This is a genomic window from Ancylomarina salipaludis, from assembly GCF_004122035.1.
GTDB classification, from domain to species: domain Bacteria; phylum Bacteroidota; class Bacteroidia; order Bacteroidales; family Marinifilaceae; genus Ancylomarina; species Ancylomarina salipaludis.
On record NZ_SAXA01000003.1, the window covers coordinates 258,535 to 279,258 of the forward strand.

The following is a 20,724-nucleotide window of genomic DNA, read 5'->3' on the forward strand; positions in this document are numbered from 1 at the left end:
GTTATGAGAAAATTTGTAATTGTTCTTTGCCTGATGGCTTGTGCTTTTGTTGTAAATGCCGTTCAGTTTCCAAAATCAGTTCAGAAGAAGATTGATAAAACATTAATAAAGCTTTATCCTAATAGGGTGGTTGAATTAAAGGATATCGATTTATCTGAAGAGTTGGCAAACCGTTATTCTTCGATAAAAAATGTAAAAATATCTGTCTTAAGATCGGGGGGAGATGAATTAGGTTTTGCTTGTTTTGCTTCTTCCAAAGGGAAAAAAGATTACTTCGACTATATGGTTATATTCGACACACAACTGCTTATTGAAAAAGTCGTGGTGCTTGTTTACCGATCAACTTATGGTGGTGAAATTATGTCGCGTTCCTGGCTGAAACAATTTATAGGGAAAACCAAAGGCGAATCGATGGAAATGAATAAGGATATTGATGGTATATCCGGAGCAACGCTTTCAGCACCTTCAATTACGCAAGGCGTTAAAGATTTGAGTTTATTGATTACCGAAATTCAGACTAATTAGATAGATACGTTTGGGGATAAAGGAAGGGTGAATGTGAAAGTCGAACCCTTTTTTTCCTCACTTTCAATCCAGATTTGTCCACCGTTTGCTTCTACAAATTCTTTGCAGAGGATTAGCCCTAATCCGGTTCCTGTTTCTTGTTTGGTTCCAAGAGTTGATACATTATTTTCGATACTAAAGAGTTTGCTTTGTTTGTCCATGTTCATCCCAACACCAAAATCCTGCACTGCCAGTTGAATGGTATCGCCATTAAGTTGTGCAGAAATAATAATCTCAGATTCGGGATATGAAAATTTCAAGGCATTACTAAGAAGGTTCCGAATAATTGTATTCACCATATTAATATCTGCAAAAACGGGCATATTCGAATTCAACTTCGATATAAAAGTGATGGATTTCTCTTTTGATTTTAGTTTCTGAATTTCAATGTTTTCCTGTACAATTTCTGAAAGATCGAAATCGATAGCCTGATACTTCATGTTGCCAAGTTGAGATTTTGACCATTGCAATAAGTTTTCAAGCAGTGAATTCAGGTTGCGAGCAGATTGATTAAGATAAGTATTGTATTCGTTTATAAGACTAATTTCCTGAGATGAATTGCTTTCGTCGTGAATCAGGTTCGAGAAACTGAGTATGGCTCCAAGAGGTGATCTGAGATCATGGGCAATAATTGAAAAGAATTTATCTTTGGTTTTGTTGATAATTTTAAGTTGCTCATTCGAATCTTCAAGCTTAAGGTTGATGTTTTTAATTGTTTTGTTGGCTTTTGTCATATTACGCAAGAGTATAATGATGACAAGCAATAAGGCCAGTGTCAGAACAAGACCAATAATGACTTGATCTTTACGTTGGATTTCTTTTTCAAGATTGAGTTTTGATAATTGATTTTGTGTCTTTAGGAGAGCATTCTCTTTTTCTTTCTTTTCGGTTTCATAAAGAGTTTGCATTCTTATGATTTGTTCCGTTTTTTCATTTTTGATAAAATCTTCCTTTAATGAATCATAACTGAAAAATGCTTTTTTTGCCTGATTTATTTTTCCTGTTTCAAGATAGTATTCTGTTTGTACTTTGGCTAAGTCAAGTTTCTTGTTTATTAAGCCAAGTTCATCAGCTAGTTTAATGGCTTTTTTTAGAAAGTCAGAAGCTTTGTCAAATTTTTTTGTTTTAATATAGACTTTTGCCAAGTATTCATAATTGTAAATAAAATCAACTTTTAAGTTGTTTTCTTTTGCAATGGCTAAGGATTTATGGAGAAAGTAAATAGCTTGTTCATAATCTCCCAGCTCATAGTTTACAGATCCCAGATTGTGATAATTAGATGAAAGTTCCGGACTTCCTTCTTCAGATTTGCGTAGTTCCAGAGCTTTTAGGTAGTAGATCAGTGCTTTTGTATAATCTTTTTGAGATTCATATATAGTTCCAATATTGTTATTAGCGATTGCTTGATTGGCAATATTATTACTTTCTTTTGATAGTTCTAAAACTTCGTTTAGTTTGGCAAGTGCTTTTTCATACTGATTATCAGCGATGTATATATTGGCAATATTTACAAGTGTATTTGTTTTTAATGATTCAATATTATTTTTTTCAATAATGGTGTTGGCGTTTAAGAATGCCTGAAGGGCTTTTTGTATATAACCTTGTTCCCAATAAGCATTGCCTAATTCGTTATATGAGATTGCTTCATACTTTAGGGCATGATGTTGTTGGGCCAAATCTAGAGCTGTTTGGTACTGCTCAATGGCTTTTCTGTAATCAGATTGGGTGATATAGTAATATCCCAATATTATATGTGATCTGATCGAAAGTTTAGGAAATTCATGTAATTCCGAATTGATAAGGGCAATATTTAAATAATAGATGGCAGAATCCAACTGGTTACGATCGAGGTGCAGCCATCCCAGGTTTTGTTGTGTTCTGATCATCAAACTATCCTGATGATTTAATTCTGTATGTTTGATCAGACGGCGGGCATAAATTACAGCAGAATCAAAATTATTTTCTTGATGTTTTTGATATTGTTTTGATAAATAATTAGAAATCGAGTCTGTGTTTTCTGTAGGACTTGTAAAGGACAAGCTTATTATAGAAATTAAAAAAAGGAGTAGTAAGGGTGTAAAATATTTAGACATAAATTAGTCTTGAATGTGGTTAGCTAATAAAGTGGTTAATTGAGAAAAAATGTAGAAATAATAAGGCAACATTTTTAAATAGCAAATAAAGGTATCATTTTCTAACTATTTTCATTCGAGTTCATCTTAAGAATAGATCTAAATAATAATACTTAGTCGAAGATTTTTAGCATAAAAAAAAGCCTTGTCAAATTTAACAAGGCTTAATGAATTTATCCTATATCCAACATTCTGTTTATAGAAAGTTGAGCTTTTTTTGTGATTTCTGGATCGACCACAACTTGATATTGTTCATGAAGCAAGGCTTCGTAAAGGCTTTGCAAAGTTACTTTTTTCATCGAACCACAAATAACTTTGGGGTGAACCAAAATGAATTCCTTTTCAGGATTTTCTTTTTGAAGTTGGTGAAGTGTTCCTTTTTCAGTTGCAATAATAAATTGTTTCTTATCTGATTCCTTAGCGTGTTTTATAATTCCCGCCGTTGAATAAAAGAATGTTTTAGGATGAGCTAAAATCATATCGTCACCTGAACAATTACTTTCAGGATGAATTAAGATATCAGCCTCCGGGTATTGTTGGTGCATGTCCAAAACCATATCCGAAGATATTCTCTCATGAACACAACAGTCTCCATCCCAGAGTTCCATATTAAAACCTGTTTTCTTATTTAAATAAGCGCCCAGGTTTTTATCCGGAGTAAAGAATATTTTTTGATCTTTACCTAAGTGTTCAATCACCTGCAATGCATTGGATGACGTGCAGCAATAATCAGTTTCTGCTTTAACTTCGGCTGTGGTATTGACATAGGAAACAATTAAGCCATCAGGATTAGCAGCCTTCCATTTTCGTAGATCTTCACCTGTAATACTTTCAGCTAAGGAGCAACCACAACGTTGAGCCGGAATTAGAACCTTTTTCTCAGGTGAGGTAATCGCAGCTGTTTCAGCCATGAAATGAACTCCGCAAAATACAATGATGTCTGCAGTTGTGTTTGCAGCTTGTCGAGCCAATCCCAATGAATCCCCGATATAGTCAGCTAAATCCTGAATATCGGTGTCTGTATAATAATGTGCAAGAATAACCGCATTCTTCTTTGCCTTCAAGTCTTCAATTTGCTTGATTATTTCTTGTTTTTCCATCTTTAATGTCGATTATATTTGGCAAATATTCTGACTGATATCTAAAGCAATAACAGAATGTGTAAGAGCACCAACAGAGATCACGTCAATTCCGGTTGCAGCGACTCCCTTTAGGCGAGCAATATTCATATTTCCTGAAGCTTCGACAAGACATCTGCCATTAATCAGTTTAACAGCTTCAGTCATCATCTCGTTGCTCATATTGTCCAGCATGATAATGTCTGCACCCGCATCAGCAGCTTGTGCAACCTCTTCAAGTGTTGTTGTTTCAACTTCTATTTTAATATCGGCAGGAATTGCTTGACGAACCTGAAGAACTGCCTTGGAGATACCACCTGCAATTTTAATGTGGTTGTCTTTTATCATAGCCAGATCAAATAAGCCAATTCGGTGATTGGTTCCACCACCCATTTTTACAGCATACTTATCGAATGTGCGAAGTCCGGGTACGGTTTTGCGGGTATCTAATATCTTAACCTTGGTGCCTTCAACTTCTTTCACATATTTCGCCGTTTCTGTGGCAATACCTGACAGACGTTGCAATAAATTCAAAGCAAGACGCTCGCCTGTAAGCAAGGCTCTAAAGCTGGCTTCAATTTCAACAATTAAATCACCTTTTTTAACTCTGTCACCATCTTTAACAATTGGCTTCCAAATTAGGTTTGAATCTAATTTTTCGAATACTTTTCTTGCAATGGGCAATCCTGCAATCACACCATCGGCTTTTGCAGTCATACTTGCTTTTGCAGTTGTACTTTCAGGAATTAAGCTGTTGCTTGTTATGTCGCCACTTCCGATATCCTCTCGAAAGGCGTGATCTATAATGAAATCGACTTCCTTTAAATTTAGTCCGGTTTCTTCCATTTTTATATTTATGTTATTTATTTTTCGATAGGAACAAAGCGCAAGTCTTTGTTTATTGTTTGTATTGAATGGGCTATATAAGCGCTGTTTTCACCTTCAAAATCTGTTCTGATATGTCCACCACGACTTTCTTTTCTTTCAAGAGCAGCTTGAGTCATGAGTTGGCAAACCTGCAATAGGTTTTGCAGGCGGATGCTGTAATATTCATTTTTTTCGAAAGGGAAATCTTGTTTAATAAATTCGATTGTTTCGATGAGCTGATACATACCTGTTTCGTTACGAACGATACCCAGATTTGTATTCATGATATTTGCCATATCATTGACTTTACTCAAAAAGTTTTCTTCAAGTTTAGAATTACAATACAATTCTTCTAGCTTGAAATTCGGGCTGTTTATTGATGTTGTTTGTGTAGCGGCATGTTTAATCGCTCGTTTACCAAAAACTAAACATTCTAAAAGTGAATTTGATGCTAAGCGATTTGCACCCATCACACCCGATGAAGCGAGTTCGCCAAAGCAATATAGGTTTGCAATATTTGTTTCGCCATTTAAGCCGGTTTTTATGCCTCCCACCATATAATGTGCAGCAGGAGCAATTGGGACTTGGGTACACATATCTACACCAAAATCAGCACATTTTTTGTAAAGTGTGGGGAAACGATCTTTAATCTTATCAGCATCAAGATGATCTAATTTTAAGTAGACGAATTTATCCTTATTGGTTTGCATTTGTTCAAAGATTGAACGCGCAACGACATCCCTGGGGGCTAGCTCTGCCAGCTCATGTTTGTCGACCATAAAACGTTCACCCTTTAGGTTATATAGCTGGGCACCTTCGCCACGAACTGCTTCACTGATTAAAAAGGTATTACCATCTTCAGAGTAGAAAGCACTTGGGTGAAATTGAACAAATTCCATATCTGCAATTTCAATACCCTCGGCGTAAGCCAGGGCAATACCATCGCCAACCGTTGTATTGGGGTTGGTGGTTCGTTGATAAATTGCAGAAGCTCCCCCCATTGCTAAGAATGTATGTTTGGCTATAATTTTAAGATTGCTGCCATCATTGGGTTTATAAGTAAGTGCACCAAAGCATTGGTTGTTCTGGCACAATAATTTGTAAACCATTTGATTTTCCAAGACCTCAATGTTTTTGTTGTTGAGGATCTTTTCAGTCAGGAATTTAACCAGTTCTTTTCCTGTAGAATCGCCACCGGCATGCAAAACCCTTCTTCTAAGATGACCACCTTCAAGACCTCTGGATAGTTCACCTTCCAGTGTGTCAAATTGCATACCCATTTCGATGAGATCTTTAATTCGATCAGGTCCTTCGTTGACGAGTATATTTACCGGAGAATAATCACATAGGCCTCGTCCGGCTTCAAATGTATCTTTTAAATGCAGATCAGGCGAATCGTCTGAATTTGTCACAGCAGCAATACCGCCCTGTGCATAATAGGAGTTGCTAACATTGAGATCAGCTTTGGTTACAAGAACCACGCGTCCCAAATCAGCTGCGCAACTAGCTGCATAGAGTCCAGCTAATCCGCTACCAATAATCAAGAAATCAAACTCTTTTTCTGTAAACATTTTTTTTAAGAAATCGTTTTTATCCCGTTCAAATGAAGACTTTTTAATCTTGCTGCGAAAATAGGACTTTTTAACGGTTTAGTTCACAAAAAAATAAGCTAAAATTAAGATTGGAGCTTGCTTTGGCTACAAAAATGGGCTGTAAATGCGATATTTTAAACCTTTTGACTTATTTCTATTTTGTTTTCAGTCTACTTATTAATTGAAATTTAGTCTTGTGGAATTCACTCGCTTGTTGGAAAGAATTTTCTGTGTTTTTTTATGAAATAAAGGGAGAGATTTTTCTGCGAAACAGCTCTTGTATTTGGGAATTGATCTAACTTGCGTACTAAAATATTATGAATTCAACGAACAACAAGAGCTCCTATGTTATTGGAGTGTTCGGCAAAAGATTTAAATCGGGATTATGGCTGAAATGATGCAGTATTTGCAGGATTTGGATATCTATTCCTGGCCCATTATTATTTTATTAATAGGAGCGGGTTTTATGGTCGGGTTTATAAATACTTTGGCCGGAAGTGGTACGGTTATATCATATTCCTTGTTTATGTTTTTAGGTTTATCAGCGCCATTTGCTAACGGAACCATTCGTTTAGGGGTGATTATGCAGACCCTATCTGCTAGTTTAAGCTTCAGACGACAAGCTGTTCTTGATGTTAGAAGAGGTTTGTTTTTAGCTTTGCCAACTGTTTTGGGGTCAGTTTTAGGAGCTCAGATTGCTGTTAAGATTGATAAGGATATATTTGAAACAGTTATAGCTGTTGTGATGCTGATTATGGGCGTTTTTATTTTTCTAAAACCTCAAAGATGGCTTAAAGGAGTAGATGGTCTTCAAAAGAAACGTTTGGGTATAAAATCATTTTTTCTTTTTTTTCTCATTGGCATATATGGTGGTTTTATTCATATTGGTGTCGGTATTTTTCTTTTGGCTGCCTTGGTATTACAAGGGGGCTACGATTTGGTTAAAGCCAATGCATTGAAAGTATTTATCGTCTTCCTGTACAGTCCTTTTGCATTATTGGTTTTTATGCTTAATGGTCAGGTGCATTATGGTATGGGATTGATTGCATCAGTTGGAAATATTATCGGTGGGCTCATAGCTTCGTATTTTGCTGTAAGTTGGGGAGCAAATTTTGTGAGGTGGTTATTGATCCTGATTATTTTACTTTTCTCTCTGCGTCTATTAGGCTTTATTGATTTGTAATTATCTGGTAGTCATGAGTGTGTGTCGTGATTTTTTATGTTGAAAATGAAATCATCAAGCATCGGTTCAAAATTCTTTTGGATTTTGAGGAAAAGCTGTAGATTTGCAGCAATTATCAAATAAATTTAAAGTGATAGAAGAATCCTATAATAAGATTAATTCTTGGTATGAAGCATACGCTTCAGAGTTTTCCAGTGAAGACAATGAAATTCAGATCAATATTGATCTGGTAAAAGCACATACTGCCCGTGTCGTTGAAAATGTGAATGAGTTAGGAAGTAGTATAGATATTGAAGAATCCGACTTGTTTCTAATTCGAATTGCAGCTCTTCTTCACGATATTGGAAGATTTGTGCAGTTGGTAGAACATGACACTTATGCAGATACTCCCGATTCGAATCATATTCAAATTGGTTTAAGGGTAATTGAGGAGCATGAAGTGTTAAATGGTTTGGAAGACGCTGAAAAGGCTTTGATTATTGATTGTGTGAAAATGCACGATTTAAATATCTTACCTAAGATTTCTGATGAGCGTTCGTTTACTTTAATTCATTTACTTCGCGATGCGGATCGAATTGATGTGTTACGAATTGTTTCTGATTATTACACACACAAAAAGGTTCATCCAAACAGACATTTGGATATGGAACTAAAAGATTTGCCGGGAATAGCTAAGAAAATTTCTAAAGATATTATGGCAGAAAAAGTTGCTAATCGGGAGGATGTTGAAACATTAAACGATTTGAAATTATTTCAGATGTCCTGGATTTTTGACATAAAATATAAGCGAAGTTTTAAAATGGTGAGTGAAAAAAGCTATATAAAAGCCATTTTTGAAACCTTGCCTAAAAGTGATGTTGTCATTGATATGTATCGAAACATGAAGATTTTCATGGAAAATCAATTGTAAGTTTCAATCCATAGATCAATAATATTTATATAGACTCGTTAAAAATAGCGAGTCTTTTTTTATATCTTTGTCTCAATAAGGAAAGCATAAGAGACCATAAGAATCAAAAGATATTGCTTTCCCAATCAAAGTCTAATTTTTGAATATAAAGATATATAATGAGAGATATTGTTTGCAACTGTCAGATGGTTGACAGAGAGACTATAGATAAAGCAATTCATGAGAAAAATGCTACAACAATTGAAGAAATTCGCCGATATACCGGTGCCAATACAGGCTGTGGTAAATGCATGAGTTATATTAATTCTATTTTGGATACAGAAGTACCCAAGCTTGTTGCTAAGAAACCTGCAGCTCAAAGTAAGTTTAAGCTTTGGTAATTTTCAATAAATAGGTGAAAAATTTATAAACGTCCTTTATTAGGGCGTTTTTTTATGTCCAATATTTGCGTCTGTTTTAAAAAGAAAACGCTATCAAAGTCAATTGATAGCGTTTAAATTCTTTAAATACCGATGTAGATTACTCGCGTTCTGCAAGAAATTTTTCAGCATCCATTGCCGCCATACAACCTGAACCTGCAGATGTAATAGCCTGACGGTATACTGAATCTTTAAGATCGCCACAAGCAAATACACCAGGAACATTAGTTCGGGTAGAATCCGGCTCTGTGATAACATAGCCGTTTGCGTCTGTTGTAACATATTGCTTAAAGAAATCAGAATTTGGCGTGTGACCAATTGCAAGGAAGAAACCATCAACATTGATCTTAACTTCTTGCTCATCTTCTTCACCAAGACGCTTGATTAGAGTAGCACCTTGAACAACACCATCACCGGTAATTTCTTTTGTATTGTGTTCGTAAAGAACTTCGATATTCTTTGTGCGATTTACTCGGTCTTGCATTGCTTTAGATGCACGTAAATACGGCTTACGAACAATTAAATATACTTTATTACACAAACCTGCAAGATATGTGGCTTCTTCAGCAGCAGTATCACCACCACCAACAACAGCCACATCTTTACCACGGTAGAAGAAACCATCGCAAGTTGCACAGGCAGAAACACCTGATCCTGCATACTTGCTTTCTGATTCTAGACCCAAATATTTGGCTGTAGCACCAGTTCCCAGAATGACAGTTTCAGCTTCAATTGTTTTGTTGCCATCAACCACAACCTTGTGTGGATATGAAGAGAAATCAACATCAGTTACAATGCCCCAACGGCAATCAGTACCAAATCGTTCGGCTTGCTTTTTCAAGTCTGCCATCATTTCAACACCTGTAATTCCATCAGGATATCCAGGGAAGTTGTCAATTTCAGTTGTCGTCGTCAATTGTCCACCAGGTTGCAAGCCTTCAATAAGGACAGGGCTAAGGTTTGCTCTTGCAGCATAAATTGCAGCAGTATAACCCGCAGGACCCGATCCAATAATTAGACATTTTACTTTTTCTATATCACCTTCAGGTGTAGTCGATTTTTTTTCCTCTAAGTTCATAGGCTTAAAAAGATCCATTTTATGTTTTTTTGTTCTAATTCTAAATAGTTTTGAGTGAGCAAATCTATAAAATATCTATATAAGTTCATGTATTCAGTCTCTTAAAAAGCATTATTTATCAATAAGATGTTTAGTTTGTTTTCGATTTCTGGCTGCTCTACTTGAAATTCTAAATTCTGTATTTGAATTATGCTATTTCATGTGATGCCCATTTCTACTCACTTAGGGCTTTATGTCAGGTTTTATAGTCCCGTTCTGGAATACAATTTCGGAATAAAATTTTTATGCCAGACTAATCGTTTTAGGCTTTTTTTAGAATAGCTTTTTTTTCAGTTTGAAACTCGTATTCTCTAAGAAGAGACTACTGATCTATTTGTCTGTTTTTATAAGAGTGGAAAAGCGGGTTAAATGATTAAGTCTTAGACGTTGAATAACTTATTATCGAATTGGTGATCTTGCTTAAATCAAATTTTGATATCTTTGGTAGTAGTAGTGTTAATATAAAGGTCTTTCAAATTGGTTCAATATGATTATAGCTGTAGATTTTGATGGTACCATAGTCGAGCATAAATACCCCAATATTGGTGCTGAGATTCCTTTTGCATTTGAAACTCTGAAAATGTTGCAGGAAAAAGGGCATCAGCTTATTTTATGGACTTACCGGAGTGGAACAGAATTGGATGAAGCTGTAGCATATTGTAAAAAGAACGATCTTGAATTTTATGCTATTAATAAGAACTATCCTGAAGAGATTTTTGATGATACTATCAGCAGAAAGATCATTGCCGATATTTATATTGACGATCGAAATATTGGTGGTTTACCCGACTGGGGTGAAATTTATGCCCGGATAATAGGTGTAGAAGAAAATCCATATCTACAAGATTCTCAGAATAAAGCTAAAGGCATCAATAAACTACTGAAAAAATATTTTTCGATATAGTGCAGTTTTCAGAAGGGAGAATTCAATATTAAATTCCCCCGATGATGGTGCGAGCGTCTTTCTCACGGATCCATTTTATAGAAAATGATCAAATACGTTTGCAGGGTAGCAATTCTTATCTCGTATCTGAGTTTTTTATTGTACAACCTTAGTAGGCTACGGCTCATCTTAATTCAGCCTTAAGGATTCTCCCAATTCCTTCAAATAAAACGATTGACTAGCCAAAACTTTTCCGTCATGGATAATCTCAAAAATCCACTCCCCAAACTGAATCTCCCAGTCAAACTCTAAAGTATAGAAATCAAATCCCAGCTCATCACTCCATTCATCTTTAGCCTCTACGATTTCAGTAAATACTTCATTGGTTGTAGGATTGATCATCTTAGGATGCTTGATTCTACATTCATATTCAATAATATCTGCGACCTCTGTGTCAGTTTTAAATTGGTAGCTAATACCAAAACTCAAACCAAGCTTCGGATAAATGACATTTGTTCTTTCCAGGAACGCCATATCATCAGAATGCAAAAAATACCCTGTCGGACTATCTGGAACAATATCTTTGGTTGTATTTCCAATCGCTTGGCAAATACCATAATCAACAATCTCTATATTCATGATTTACTTTATTAATGCTTGAAACTCTCACGAAGAGAGAACGATAGATACATCTGCAATCTATCCTATATCTTTCGTAAGATTTGTAAAATAGGCTAGATGAGGTGTAATTAAAAGATCTCAAAGCTACTTCTTTTAGATAAAAATTAGGAGCTTTACTTAGCCTATTTGAAAAATAAAATAATTGAATAGTCTATACTGCCGCATGATTTCAGTTACCTGATTTGCCAGGCGATATTGTATTTCGGGGTCTTACTTCAGTTGAGGCTCCGAGTAAGTTTTGAGCTCAGTTCTATTAACGCAACCCTGTCATACTTTTCGCCCTTCGCCCTTTGTCGTTCACAGCAATTCCCGGCCCTTTTGTCTCGTGCCTGTTTTTAAAGAGGTTTCAATGTAAATAAAAAAAGGAAAACACTTTCGTATTTTCCTTAATAATTCGTCGGGATGACAGGATTTGAACCTGCGACCCCTGGTCCCCCAGACCAGTACGCTACCGGACTGCGCCACATCCCGAATTGTTAGTACAAATATAGTTTCAGAATCATAAATCGCAAATAAAATAGAAAGATAAATAACAGGCATTGCTGAATTACTTATTTATTTTATTGATTCATATCAGTTTATCGGGCAAATAAAAGCCACCTTTTTGAGGTGGCTTGGTATATTCAATATTTAGGGATTAATTTAATTGTTCTATTGCTTTTTTAATTCTTGAAATTGCGGTAGTCATAATTTCTTCGCTGGTTGCATATGACAATCTTAAGCAATCAGGCGCACCAAACGCTTCGCCTGTAACTGTCGCAACTTTAGCTTCTTCAAGAAGATAGAGGCTTAAGTCAGTTGGGTTATTAATGGTTTGTCCATTCCATTTTTTACCAAAAAGTTTTGAAACTTCAGGAAAAAAGTAGAAGGCTCCATCGGGTTTTTTAATTACAAACCCAGTGATTTCGGAGAGTAGTTTAAAAGCAGTTTCTCTTCGTTGTTTGAAAGCTGTTTTCATCTCTTGTGTGCACATCTGATCCCCATTGAAAGCTTCAACCGATGCCATTTGTGCGATAGTCGATGCACCCGATGTCATTTGTCCCTGAAGTTTAGTACAAGCCTGAGCAATCCAAAGCGGAGCTGCAATATAGCCAATACGCCATCCGGTCATGGCATAGCCTTTTGACACGCCATTGATAATGACCACACGATCTTTTATTTCGTCAAATTGGGCCAAACTTTCGTGTGAACCGATATAATTAATGTGTTCGTATATTTCATCTGAAATAATAACAATTTCAGGATATTTTTCGAAAACCTGTGCAAGCGCTTTTAATTCTTCTTTGGAGTAGACACTTCCTGTCGGATTATTAGGCGAACTAAATAAAAAGGCTTTGGTCTTAGGTGTTATTGCAGCCTCAAGTTGTTCAGGAGTGATTTTGAAGTCTTGGTCGATACCTGCAGGAACAAAGACGTTGATACCTTCTGCTAATTTTACGATCTCAACATAACTCACCCAATATGGACTAGGAATAATAACTTCATCACCAGGATTAACAACTGACATGATGACGTTTAGAATGGATTGCTTAGCCCCATTTGAAACGACAATTTGCTCTGGTGTATATTGCAGATGATTGTCTCGTTTCAGTTTGGTACAAATCGCTTTCCTTAATTCTAAAAAGCCTGGAATTGGGGAATAGTATGAATAGTTGTTAATAATGGCATTATGAGCAGCCTCTTTAATATGATCCGGAGTTTTAAAATCGGGTTCTCCTACACTTAAATTAATCACATCAATTCCTTGATCTTTAAGTTCTCTGCTTTTTTGAGACATGCCAAGTGTTGGAGATAACTCCATTGAAGCGATGCGATTTGAAACCTTTAACATTCTTGGTTAATTTTAGGGATTTATAAAATTGCTTGATACTTTTGTGGTTGTCAAATTTACATTTGAACTACAAATGTAATGTTTTTAAACACATTTCATATGTTGGGACGCATGTTTTCATATTTGATAATGTAAGTTGAAATTGATTCTATTTTACTCATCTACTTAATTAATACTATGCTTGAATTATTAAAGTACACATTACCTGCCCTTGTTGTTTTTGCAACAGCTTTTTTTCTGATAAAAGCATTGCTTGGGAAAGAAGAAAAGAAAATGAAATTAGACGTTTTCTTAAATAATCAAAAGGCAATTACTCCAATTCGACTGCAGGCATACGAAAGGCTCATTATTTTATTGGAAAGAATACATCCTGAATCTTTGGTTATTCGCGAAAATCAGCCTGATATGACCAATCAGCAACTTCATCAGGTTTTGCTAGGCATGATTAGAGGTGAATTTGAGCATAACTTATCTCAGCAGTTGTATGTGACACCACAAGCCTGGATGCTGATTAAGGCGGCTAAGGAAAGTTTGGTGCAATTGGTAAATTCTGAAGCTCTTCAATTAGTTCCAACGGATAGTTCTATAAATCTGAGCAAAGCCATCATCGAGGCACATATGCAGGATAAGCAATCGGGCCATGCTAAAGCGATTGCATTTTTAAAAGAAGAAGTTCAAAGCTTATTTTAGATTTGAAATCTGCGTTTTTGATTATAAAGTCTGTCTATATTAAACTACTCGGAATAAAATGACTACTTTTGCGCAAATTTCTACAAACAAAAAAAGAGTATGAGTTCATTTGACGACATCAAATTAAGTAAGCCAATTTTAAATGCCCTTATCGATGCAGGTTTCGATAAACCCACTTCGATTCAGCAAGAGGTTTTTTCGCCTGTTCGTTCGGGTAGAGACGTAATCGGTATAGCCCAAACCGGTACGGGAAAAACTTTGGCTTATCTGATGCCAATTCTGATGAAATTAGGTTATGCTCAGGGAATGGATCCCAGGGCTTTGATTGTGGTGCCCACCCGTGAGTTGGTTGTTCAGGTTTGTGAAACCATAGAACTTTTAACTCCTTATATGGATATTAGGGCTTTAGGGCTTTATGGTGGCGTTAATATCAATACGCAAAAGGAGAAGGTATACGAAGGTGTGGATATTCTTGTTGCGACTCCGGGGCGTCTGATGGACATCTATATGACCCGAATTCTGAAGTTTACAAATATTAGAACTTTAGTGATTGATGAGGCTGATAAAATGATGGATTTGGGATTTATGCCTCAACTAAAGGCAATTTTTGAGATTCTTCCCGAAAAACATCAGAATCTATTGTTTTCTGCCACTTTCTCAGATATTGTAGCTAAACTATCCGATGATTTTTTATTGTTGCCTCATCGAATTGAGGTGGCTCCTCAGGCAAGTACAGTTAAAAATATCCATCAGAAACAATATCATGTTAAGAATATTCTGAGTAAGGTAAACCTTTTGAAATTTCTTTTGGAAGATAAAGAGGTTTTCAATAAAGTGATGATTTTTACTGAAACCAAGAAAAACGCAGATCGTATTGTTGATCGATTAGAGGAAATGTTGGGTGATGATATGAGTGTTATTCACTCGAATAAAGCTCAGAATACTCGTTTGAATGCCTTGAATTCTTTTAGAGAAGGAAGAGCCAGAGTTCTTGTTTCATCTGATGTTGCCGCTCGTGGTATCGATATCGAAAATGTGAGTCATGTGATCAATTTTGATATGCCAAGCAACTATGTAGAGTATGTTCACCGTGTTGGTCGTACGGGGCGTGCTGATAAAGAAGGTATTGCTATTAGTTTTGTGAATGAGAAGGAAGAGGAGTTGATGGAAAAGGTTGAGGCATTAATTGGTCAGCCTGTAGCATTGGAAGAAATTCCTGAAGGTGTTGAATTAACATCTCAGCTTTTGGAAGACGAAAAGATTCAAACCCGAAACGTAAGAATCAAGTTAGCAGCGAAGAAGGGGAGTGGTTTCCACGAAAAATCAGCTAAAAATTCTAAAACGCCATCCGGATCGAAGGGACTAATGAAGCAACGTGAGAATAGAAAGAGAAATGCTAAGAGAAATGCTAAAAGGAAAAAGAAATAATATTTCTTTAAAATATAAATCTTGTTATTACTATGCTTTGTAGTTTGTAATCAGGATATCATCTAAAAAACGCTCAATTCAACTGAGCGTTTTTTTTTGCTTTATGTTATTTTTACTAGGTTTGGAATTCAAAATAAACAATCTATTAAATCGTATTATATGAAATTTCTGGAGCGCGCCCTAAAAGGACCCAATGAGTGGTGGAAGTATCTTCTGCTTCCCATTATTGCATTTTTAATTGCTAATACTCTTGGCGCTATTCCCTTGGGCATAGCTGCAATTTTTGGTGCGGCTACAGGGGGAACGCTTAATCCGGACAATCCGGGTGATCTGACTGGACTGGGGCTTGATCCTAACTTGAGTTTATTTCTGTTGATGTTTCCATTTCTTGTTGGGCTGATAGGTTTTATTTTGATTTTAAAACCTTTTCATAAACGAAATGTGAAGGAGGTTATTAATGGTACGCAGCGTATTCGTTGGAACCGTTTTTTCTATTCGGCGGCAATTTGGGCAATGATTTCCGGTTTGATGTTGGTCGTTGATTATTCTATGAATGGACAGTATTATGAGCTGAATTTAAATTGGTCTTTATTTCTTCCTTTAATCCTCGTTTCTCTTTTAATTATTCCTTTTCAAACTACCTTTGAAGAGCTTATTTTTAGAGGTTATTTGGCTCAGGGGGTAGCCCGATGGACACGCAGCCGATGGCTAGCAGCCTTATTACCAGCTGTGGCTTTTGGTTTGTTGCATATTATGAATCCTGAGGTTAAGGAATATGGCTTTTGGATTACCATGCCTCAGTATATTATATTTGGTTTAGTCTTTGGACTGATGTCCGTACTTGACGATGGGATTGAAACGGCCATGGGAGCTCATGCGGCCAACAATATTTTTATCTCAATATTTGTGACAGCTAAGGCATCTGTTCTGCAAACACCAGCTTTGTTTATCAACAATCATGTTGATCCGGTGAAAGATTTGATTATTATGGTACTTGCAGCAGTTATTATGATTGGGATACTTGCTAAAAAGTACAATTGGAATTTTGCTATCTTGAATCAGAGAGTAGAAGGAGAAAAGGAGTAAGGATAAAGGATACAGTTTATAGGAGAAAGTTCATCAGTTAAGATAGAAACTTTCTCCATTAACGACTAACCAAAAACCATTTTTACTTATCCTAAATCCTTAGTCCAAAATTGTTTGTTTATCAGTTTTAAATGTATACTTCAAGACAACTAGCCTGAGTTTTAGGTTTAAGACTTAAATTATTTAGTTCAGCTGGAATTAAAAAACTTTCTCCTTTTTTTACTAGTGTTCTATCAAGATTATTATAGCAGATTTCAAACTCCCCTTCCAAACAGATATAAATGATAAAGGAATCTAAAAGGGAGTAATCTCGCATAATTTCTAAATCAAATACCAGATGATTGGTAGTGAAGTAATCGCATTGTGCCAGGCTTGTTGTTTTATTTATCTCAGAGGTATATGGTGTTGCATATTCTTCTTCCAAGCTATAATCAATAGCATCCACAGCCATTTCGGTGTGTAGTTCTCTCGATTTCCCTTGTTGATCAACTCTGTTCCAGTCGTACATGCGGTAGGTGATATCAGAATTCTGCTGTATTTCAGCTAAAAGAATCCCTTTCCCGATGGCATGAACGCGACCAGCAGGAATGAAGTAGCAAGAGCCATTTTTAACTTGTTCCGTATTTAGAATATCTTCCAGATTACCTTCTTTTAGCTTTTGCTGATAGAGTTTCTGGTCTACTCTTTGATTGAAGCCGACAATCAAATTGGCATCTTTTTCTGCATCGATAACATACCACATTTCGGTTTTTCCAAATGAATTATGACGTTTTTTCGCCAGTTTATCATCGGGATGTACTTGTATGGAAAGGGCATCGTCAGCATCAATAAATTTAATGAGTAAAGGAAATTCATTTCCGAATTTTTCATACAATTTATGACCTAATAGCCGACTTCCGAATTTGTCAATTAGTTTATTTAAGGATTCTCCTTTTAAATGACCGTTGGCTACAAGTGAGATATTATCTTTCACCCCAGATATTTCCCAACTTTCACCTATTTTTTTGTTTGTAGGAAAGTCTTTTGATAGTAAACTTTCTAACTTGTTTCCACCCCATATTGTTTCTTTAGGAATGGGGACGAATTTAATTGGATATAAATGCATACTCAATAGTTTAGAAATTAAACCGCCATTTGCGTTTTAATTTAAACCTTACTCCCCAGTTATGTTTTAACTTTATGGGAGTAAGGTAGTTGTTGTTTGTTGTTGAGTTTTACTATTTTGAATGATAAAAGACGTTTGCCGGAATATTTTGTCTTTTTATATTTGGGCCTTCCCAATCTACAATTAGGTCAATATTATCTGAACATTGGTAGAAATCGAACTCGATTTTGTGATAGCCCTTTGACAATTTAATACTAGATTTTTGACCAAATGCATGTGATTTTCGACCGTCGCTTTCAAATTGTTCTTCACCATTAATAGTCAATTTACAACCATCGTTAGCTGACATGTAAAATGTATATTCTCCAGAATGAGAAATTTTTATATAACCGTTAAAATTTAGACCTATCCATTCATTTCTATTACATACTTCAAGGCTTGGTACTGCAACAATTCCGGTTTTAACTGGTGTATCCAGTGAATAATCGTAAACCGATCGGTAAATGCCTTCATAATATGAATAGCGAAGGCCTGTTTTAATTTCAGAAGCCTTTAAATTTAATGCCTCCTGTTTTTTGATTTGTCTGTGTACTACATATCCTGGCAGACAGCCTTTTTTGTACGATCTCATTCTTAAATCGGTACTTTCTTTAAGGATGAAGGCATCTTTGAATTGCTTACTTGTTTGGTTTGGTGTAGAGCCATCAAGTGTATAGTAGATTTTAGCATCCGGATCATTACATTTAATATCTACAATAAATTGATCGATAAAAACATCTGTGGGTTCTGACAGATAAACTATCGGTGATGATGGATAAGTCGATGTTGAATTGGCAGTTTCAATGCCCCAGTTTCTGTTTGCTTCTTTACTCATATTGAGTATTAATTCTCCACCTTTTGTTATCTCAGAATGAGATAAGATGGTACGACTCCATTCTTTCCCATTTAAATGAGCAGATTTGATATATGGTTGTTTTTTACCATTGTTTTTAGCATTTATTATGAAGGTTTTATCATTGTCAAGGTGCAATGTCACCTTGTCGAATATTGGAGATCCAATTGAATAGGTAGGAGATCCAGGACAATCGGAATATAATCCCATAGCACTTAAAACATACCAAGCAGACATTTGACCGCAATCTTCATTACCACAAAGCCCATCTGGTGTATCGTTGTACTGAGTTTCCATAATATGGCGAACCATGTGTTGTGTTTTCCATGAGGCATTGGCATAATTGTACAGATAGGCCATATGATGGCTTGGTTCGTTACCATGAGCGTACTGACCAATTAAACCACTCACATCGGTTAGTTCCTCAAGTTCATGTTCCATTTCGGTTGTGAAAAGGCGGTCGAGCCAATTTTCAAGTTCTTTTTTACCTCCCAGTAAATTGGTGATACCTGCAATATCGTGTGGAACAAACAGACTGTATTGAAATGAATTTCCTTCGGTATAGTTGTAACCAACAGCTGTAGGATCAAAATTTTTCACCCATGTATGATCATCGTTTTTTCCTCGCATGAATCCCACTGAAGGGTCATAAATATTTTTGTAGTTTGAAGCACGATTCATGAAATAATCGTAATCCTCATGTTTGTTTAGAGCTTTAGCAACTTGAGCAATACACCAATCGTTATAGGCATATTCCAAAGTTTTAGATACACCTTGACTACTTTTATTAGAAGGGACATAGCCTAAAGTTTTGTAGGCTTTTAAGCCTCGCTTATTGAGCATAGCCGTTTTTTTCATCTCAATGTAGGCCTCCTCAAGATTAAAATTAGTGATGCCCTTAACATACGCATCAGTAATAAGTGATACGGCATGATAACCGATCATGCAACGGGTATCATTTGAGGCAAGTTCCCACATTGGTAATTCACCAAACTCTTTACTTTTTTGTACCAGACATTTTACAAAATCACCTGTTCGTTCAGGTTCTACAATGCTAAGTAACGGGTGTAAGGCTCTGAAGGTATCCCATAAAGAGAATACAGTATAGTTGGTAAAGCCAGTAGCTTGATGTACCATGCCATCCATACCTCGGTATTGGCCATCTACATCCTGAGAGATATTTGGTGTTAAAAGGCTGTGATAAAGAGCTGAATAGAATATTCTTTTTTCTTTTATTGACCCACCTTCAACTTCAATTTTGCTCAGGCTTTTATTCCATTTGGTACTTGCTAATTGTCTGGCTTTGTCAAAATCGAGCTTTGCAGATTCATGTTCTAAATTCTTTCTTGCTCCTTCAGCACTTACTGCTGATAGTGCGACTTTTATTTCAAGTTGTTCACCTTCTTTAACTGAGAAAAGTGCGGTTGCTTGCAATTTTTTTCCTTTGATACTTTGAGAAGATGCCGTTTCGTTTTGATTGTCAAATATTTTTGTTGCATTGAAGGGTTTCGAAAATTCAATGGCAAAGAATAAGTGTTGATCCCCTGCCCAATATTTTGATCTTCTTTTTCCTTGTATGGTTTTTGGGCCAGTAATTTCAATTTCGGAATCAATTACTGGATCTCTATGTATTAGGTCAAGCAGAATATTGATATCACCTGTTTGGGTGAATGTGTAGCGGTGAAAACCAACTCTTTCGGTAGCTGTTAGTTCAGCTTTTACCTGATAGTCATCTAAAAATACGGAGTAGTAGCCTGGGGTAGCAGTTTCGTTTTCGTGAGAAAAACGTGAGCGATATCCAGAATCGGGTTTTTGACTTGTTCCGGAATTCAAATCGACCTTACCAGTAATTGGCATTAACAAAATATCTCCATAATCAGAAACTCCGGTACCTGACAGGTGAGTATGGCTAAAACCGATTATAGAAGAGTCAGAATAGTGATAACCACCGCAGCCATCCCAGGATTCATCATTTCGGGTATCAGGACTTAGTTGAACCATACCAAATGGGACTTGTGCACCAGGATAGGTATGTCCGTGTCCTCCGGTTCCGATAAAGGGATCAACCCATTGCGTATAGTCTTTAGCTGTGTGGCAAGAATAGATACTGAGACTTAAGGCTAAAAAAATGAGAATATTTTTAATCATGACACTTTTGTGTTGTCTTATTTAAAGACCACTATCTAAGCAATAGTGGTCTTTTTATAGTTGGTTGAGTTTAATTTT

Annotated in this window: 17 protein-coding genes and 1 tRNA gene; 8 read left to right on the forward strand and 10 right to left on the reverse strand. The window is 36.1% G+C overall.

The window, feature by feature from the left end; translation table 11 throughout:
- Positions 1-3: 3 nt before the first annotated feature.
- The gene (locus EO244_RS05225; protein ID WP_129253598.1) at positions 4-525 is read left to right on the forward strand and encodes an FMN-binding protein; all 522 of its coding nucleotides are present in this window, start codon (positions 4-6) and stop codon (positions 523-525) included.
- Here the strand turns inward: EO244_RS05225 and EO244_RS05230 are convergent.
- The 4 genes from EO244_RS05230 to nadB all read right to left on the reverse strand — a co-directional run bounded on the left by EO244_RS05230 (position 522) and on the right by nadB (position 6,252).
- Positions 522-2,657, reverse strand: coding sequence for a tetratricopeptide repeat-containing sensor histidine kinase (locus EO244_RS05230; RefSeq protein ID WP_129253599.1), 2,136 nt, complete (start codon positions 2,655-2,657; stop codon positions 522-524). The two genes, EO244_RS05225 and EO244_RS05230, sit on opposite strands and share 4 nt — an antisense overlap.
- A gap of 212 nt (positions 2,658-2,869) precedes the next feature.
- A complete protein-coding gene (gene nadA, locus EO244_RS05235; RefSeq protein ID WP_129253600.1) occupies positions 2,870-3,796 on the reverse strand; it encodes a quinolinate synthase NadA in 927 nt (308 codons plus the stop codon).
- Between the two features lie 12 nt (positions 3,797-3,808).
- Positions 3,809-4,660 carry a carboxylating nicotinate-nucleotide diphosphorylase gene (gene nadC / locus EO244_RS05240; RefSeq protein WP_129253601.1) on the reverse strand — a complete coding sequence of 284 codons (852 nt, stop codon included), beginning with the start codon at positions 4,658-4,660 and terminating at the stop codon, positions 3,809-3,811.
- A gap of 17 nt (positions 4,661-4,677) precedes the next feature.
- Complete coding sequence (gene nadB / locus EO244_RS05245) at positions 4,678-6,252, reverse strand: L-aspartate oxidase (RefSeq protein ID WP_129253602.1); 1,575 nt, start codon at positions 6,250-6,252, stop codon at positions 4,678-4,680.
- 406 nt (positions 6,253-6,658) lie between these two features.
- Here nadB and EO244_RS05250 point away from each other — a divergent pair, with 406 nt between their 5' ends.
- From EO244_RS05250 to EO244_RS05260, 3 genes are all read left to right on the forward strand, one after another.
- The gene (locus tag EO244_RS05250; RefSeq protein ID WP_129253603.1) at positions 6,659-7,456 is read left to right on the forward strand and encodes a sulfite exporter TauE/SafE family protein; all 798 of its coding nucleotides are present in this window, start codon (positions 6,659-6,661) and stop codon (positions 7,454-7,456) included.
- A 130-nt stretch (positions 7,457-7,586) separates the two neighbouring features.
- Positions 7,587-8,366 carry an HD domain-containing protein gene (locus tag EO244_RS05255; RefSeq protein ID WP_164977410.1) on the forward strand — a complete coding sequence of 260 codons (780 nt, stop codon included), beginning with the start codon at positions 7,587-7,589 and terminating at the stop codon, positions 8,364-8,366.
- 158 nt (positions 8,367-8,524) lie between these two features.
- Positions 8,525-8,746, forward strand: a complete 222-nt coding sequence (locus EO244_RS05260) for a (2Fe-2S)-binding protein (protein ID WP_129253605.1) — start codon at positions 8,525-8,527, stop codon at positions 8,744-8,746.
- Between the two features lie 139 nt (positions 8,747-8,885).
- On the opposite strand, the gene trxB is transcribed toward EO244_RS05260, so the two are convergent.
- Positions 8,886-9,881, reverse strand: coding sequence for a thioredoxin-disulfide reductase (trxB, locus tag EO244_RS05265; protein ID WP_129253606.1), 996 nt, complete (start codon positions 9,879-9,881; stop codon positions 8,886-8,888).
- Positions 9,882-10,389: 508 nt separating this feature from the next.
- Here trxB and EO244_RS05270 point away from each other — a divergent pair.
- Entirely contained in the window at positions 10,390-10,806 is a 417-nt protein-coding gene (locus tag EO244_RS05270; protein ID WP_129253607.1) for a BT0820 family HAD-type phosphatase, read from the forward strand.
- 168 nt (positions 10,807-10,974) lie between these two features.
- Here EO244_RS05270 and EO244_RS05275 read toward each other — a convergent pair whose 3' ends face one another.
- The 3 genes from EO244_RS05275 to EO244_RS05285 form a co-directional block, all read right to left on the reverse strand.
- Positions 10,975-11,424 (reverse strand): DUF3859 domain-containing protein, encoded by a 450-nt coding sequence (locus EO244_RS05275; RefSeq protein WP_129253608.1) that lies wholly within the window; start codon positions 11,422-11,424, stop codon positions 10,975-10,977.
- Between the two features lie 439 nt (positions 11,425-11,863).
- Positions 11,864-11,937, reverse strand: a tRNA-Pro gene (locus EO244_RS05280).
- A 166-nt stretch (positions 11,938-12,103) separates the two neighbouring features.
- The gene (locus tag EO244_RS05285; RefSeq protein WP_129253609.1) at positions 12,104-13,297 is read right to left on the reverse strand and encodes a pyridoxal phosphate-dependent aminotransferase; all 1,194 of its coding nucleotides are present in this window, start codon (positions 13,295-13,297) and stop codon (positions 12,104-12,106) included.
- 177 nt (positions 13,298-13,474) lie between these two features.
- Between EO244_RS05285 and EO244_RS05290 the strand changes: the two genes are divergently transcribed.
- The 3 genes from EO244_RS05290 to EO244_RS05300 all read left to right on the forward strand — a co-directional run bounded on the left by EO244_RS05290 (position 13,475) and on the right by EO244_RS05300 (position 16,501).
- A complete protein-coding gene (locus EO244_RS05290; RefSeq protein ID WP_129253610.1) occupies positions 13,475-13,987 on the forward strand; it encodes a DUF7935 family protein in 513 nt (170 codons plus the stop codon).
- A 99-nt stretch (positions 13,988-14,086) separates the two neighbouring features.
- On the forward strand, positions 14,087-15,415 hold the full coding sequence (locus tag EO244_RS05295; RefSeq protein ID WP_129253611.1) for a DEAD/DEAH box helicase: 1,329 nt from the start codon (positions 14,087-14,089) through the stop codon (positions 15,413-15,415).
- Positions 15,416-15,574: 159 nt separating this feature from the next.
- Positions 15,575-16,501, forward strand: coding sequence for a CPBP family intramembrane glutamic endopeptidase (locus tag EO244_RS05300; protein WP_129253612.1), 927 nt, complete (start codon positions 15,575-15,577; stop codon positions 16,499-16,501).
- 127 nt (positions 16,502-16,628) lie between these two features.
- On the opposite strand, the gene EO244_RS05305 is transcribed toward EO244_RS05300, so the two are convergent.
- Both EO244_RS05305 and EO244_RS05310 read right to left on the reverse strand, forming a co-directional pair.
- The gene (locus EO244_RS05305; protein ID WP_129253613.1) at positions 16,629-17,606 is read right to left on the reverse strand and encodes a type I phosphomannose isomerase catalytic subunit; all 978 of its coding nucleotides are present in this window, start codon (positions 17,604-17,606) and stop codon (positions 16,629-16,631) included.
- 112 nt (positions 17,607-17,718) lie between these two features.
- Positions 17,719-20,646 (reverse strand): GH92 family glycosyl hydrolase, encoded by a 2,928-nt coding sequence (locus EO244_RS05310; protein WP_129253614.1) that lies wholly within the window; start codon positions 20,644-20,646, stop codon positions 17,719-17,721.
- Between the last annotated feature and the right edge of the window lie 78 nt (positions 20,647-20,724).

Coding starts and splice junctions, on each gene's coding strand:
- EO244_RS05260 (WP_129253605.1), top strand. CDS start 8,525: ATGAGAGATATTGTTTGCAACTGTCAGATGGTTGACAGAGAGACTATA.
- trxB (WP_129253606.1), bottom strand. CDS start 9,881: ATGGATCTTTTTAAGCCTATGAACTTAGAGGAAAAAAAATCGACTACA.
- EO244_RS05230 (WP_129253599.1), bottom strand. CDS start 2,657: ATGTCTAAATATTTTACACCCTTACTACTCCTTTTTTTAATTTCTATA.
- EO244_RS05275 (WP_129253608.1), bottom strand. CDS start 11,424: ATGAATATAGAGATTGTTGATTATGGTATTTGCCAAGCGATTGGAAAT.
- EO244_RS05300 (WP_129253612.1), top strand. CDS start 15,575: ATGAAATTTCTGGAGCGCGCCCTAAAAGGACCCAATGAGTGGTGGAAG.
- EO244_RS05310 (WP_129253614.1), bottom strand. CDS start 20,646: ATGATTAAAAATATTCTCATTTTTTTAGCCTTAAGTCTCAGTATCTAT.
- EO244_RS05285 (WP_129253609.1), bottom strand. CDS start 13,297: ATGTTAAAGGTTTCAAATCGCATCGCTTCAATGGAGTTATCTCCAACA.
- nadC (WP_129253601.1), bottom strand. CDS start 4,660: ATGGAAGAAACCGGACTAAATTTAAAGGAAGTCGATTTCATTATAGAT.
- nadB (WP_129253602.1), bottom strand. CDS start 6,252: ATGTTTACAGAAAAAGAGTTTGATTTCTTGATTATTGGTAGCGGATTA.
- EO244_RS05225 (WP_129253598.1), top strand. CDS start 4: ATGAGAAAATTTGTAATTGTTCTTTGCCTGATGGCTTGTGCTTTTGTT.
- EO244_RS05270 (WP_129253607.1), top strand. CDS start 10,390: ATGATTATAGCTGTAGATTTTGATGGTACCATAGTCGAGCATAAATAC.
- EO244_RS05305 (WP_129253613.1), bottom strand. CDS start 17,606: ATGCATTTATATCCAATTAAATTCGTCCCCATTCCTAAAGAAACAATA.
- EO244_RS05295 (WP_129253611.1), top strand. CDS start 14,087: ATGAGTTCATTTGACGACATCAAATTAAGTAAGCCAATTTTAAATGCC.
- EO244_RS05290 (WP_129253610.1), top strand. CDS start 13,475: ATGCTTGAATTATTAAAGTACACATTACCTGCCCTTGTTGTTTTTGCA.
- nadA (WP_129253600.1), bottom strand. CDS start 3,796: ATGGAAAAACAAGAAATAATCAAGCAAATTGAAGACTTGAAGGCAAAG.
- EO244_RS05250 (WP_129253603.1), top strand. CDS start 6,659: ATGGCTGAAATGATGCAGTATTTGCAGGATTTGGATATCTATTCCTGG.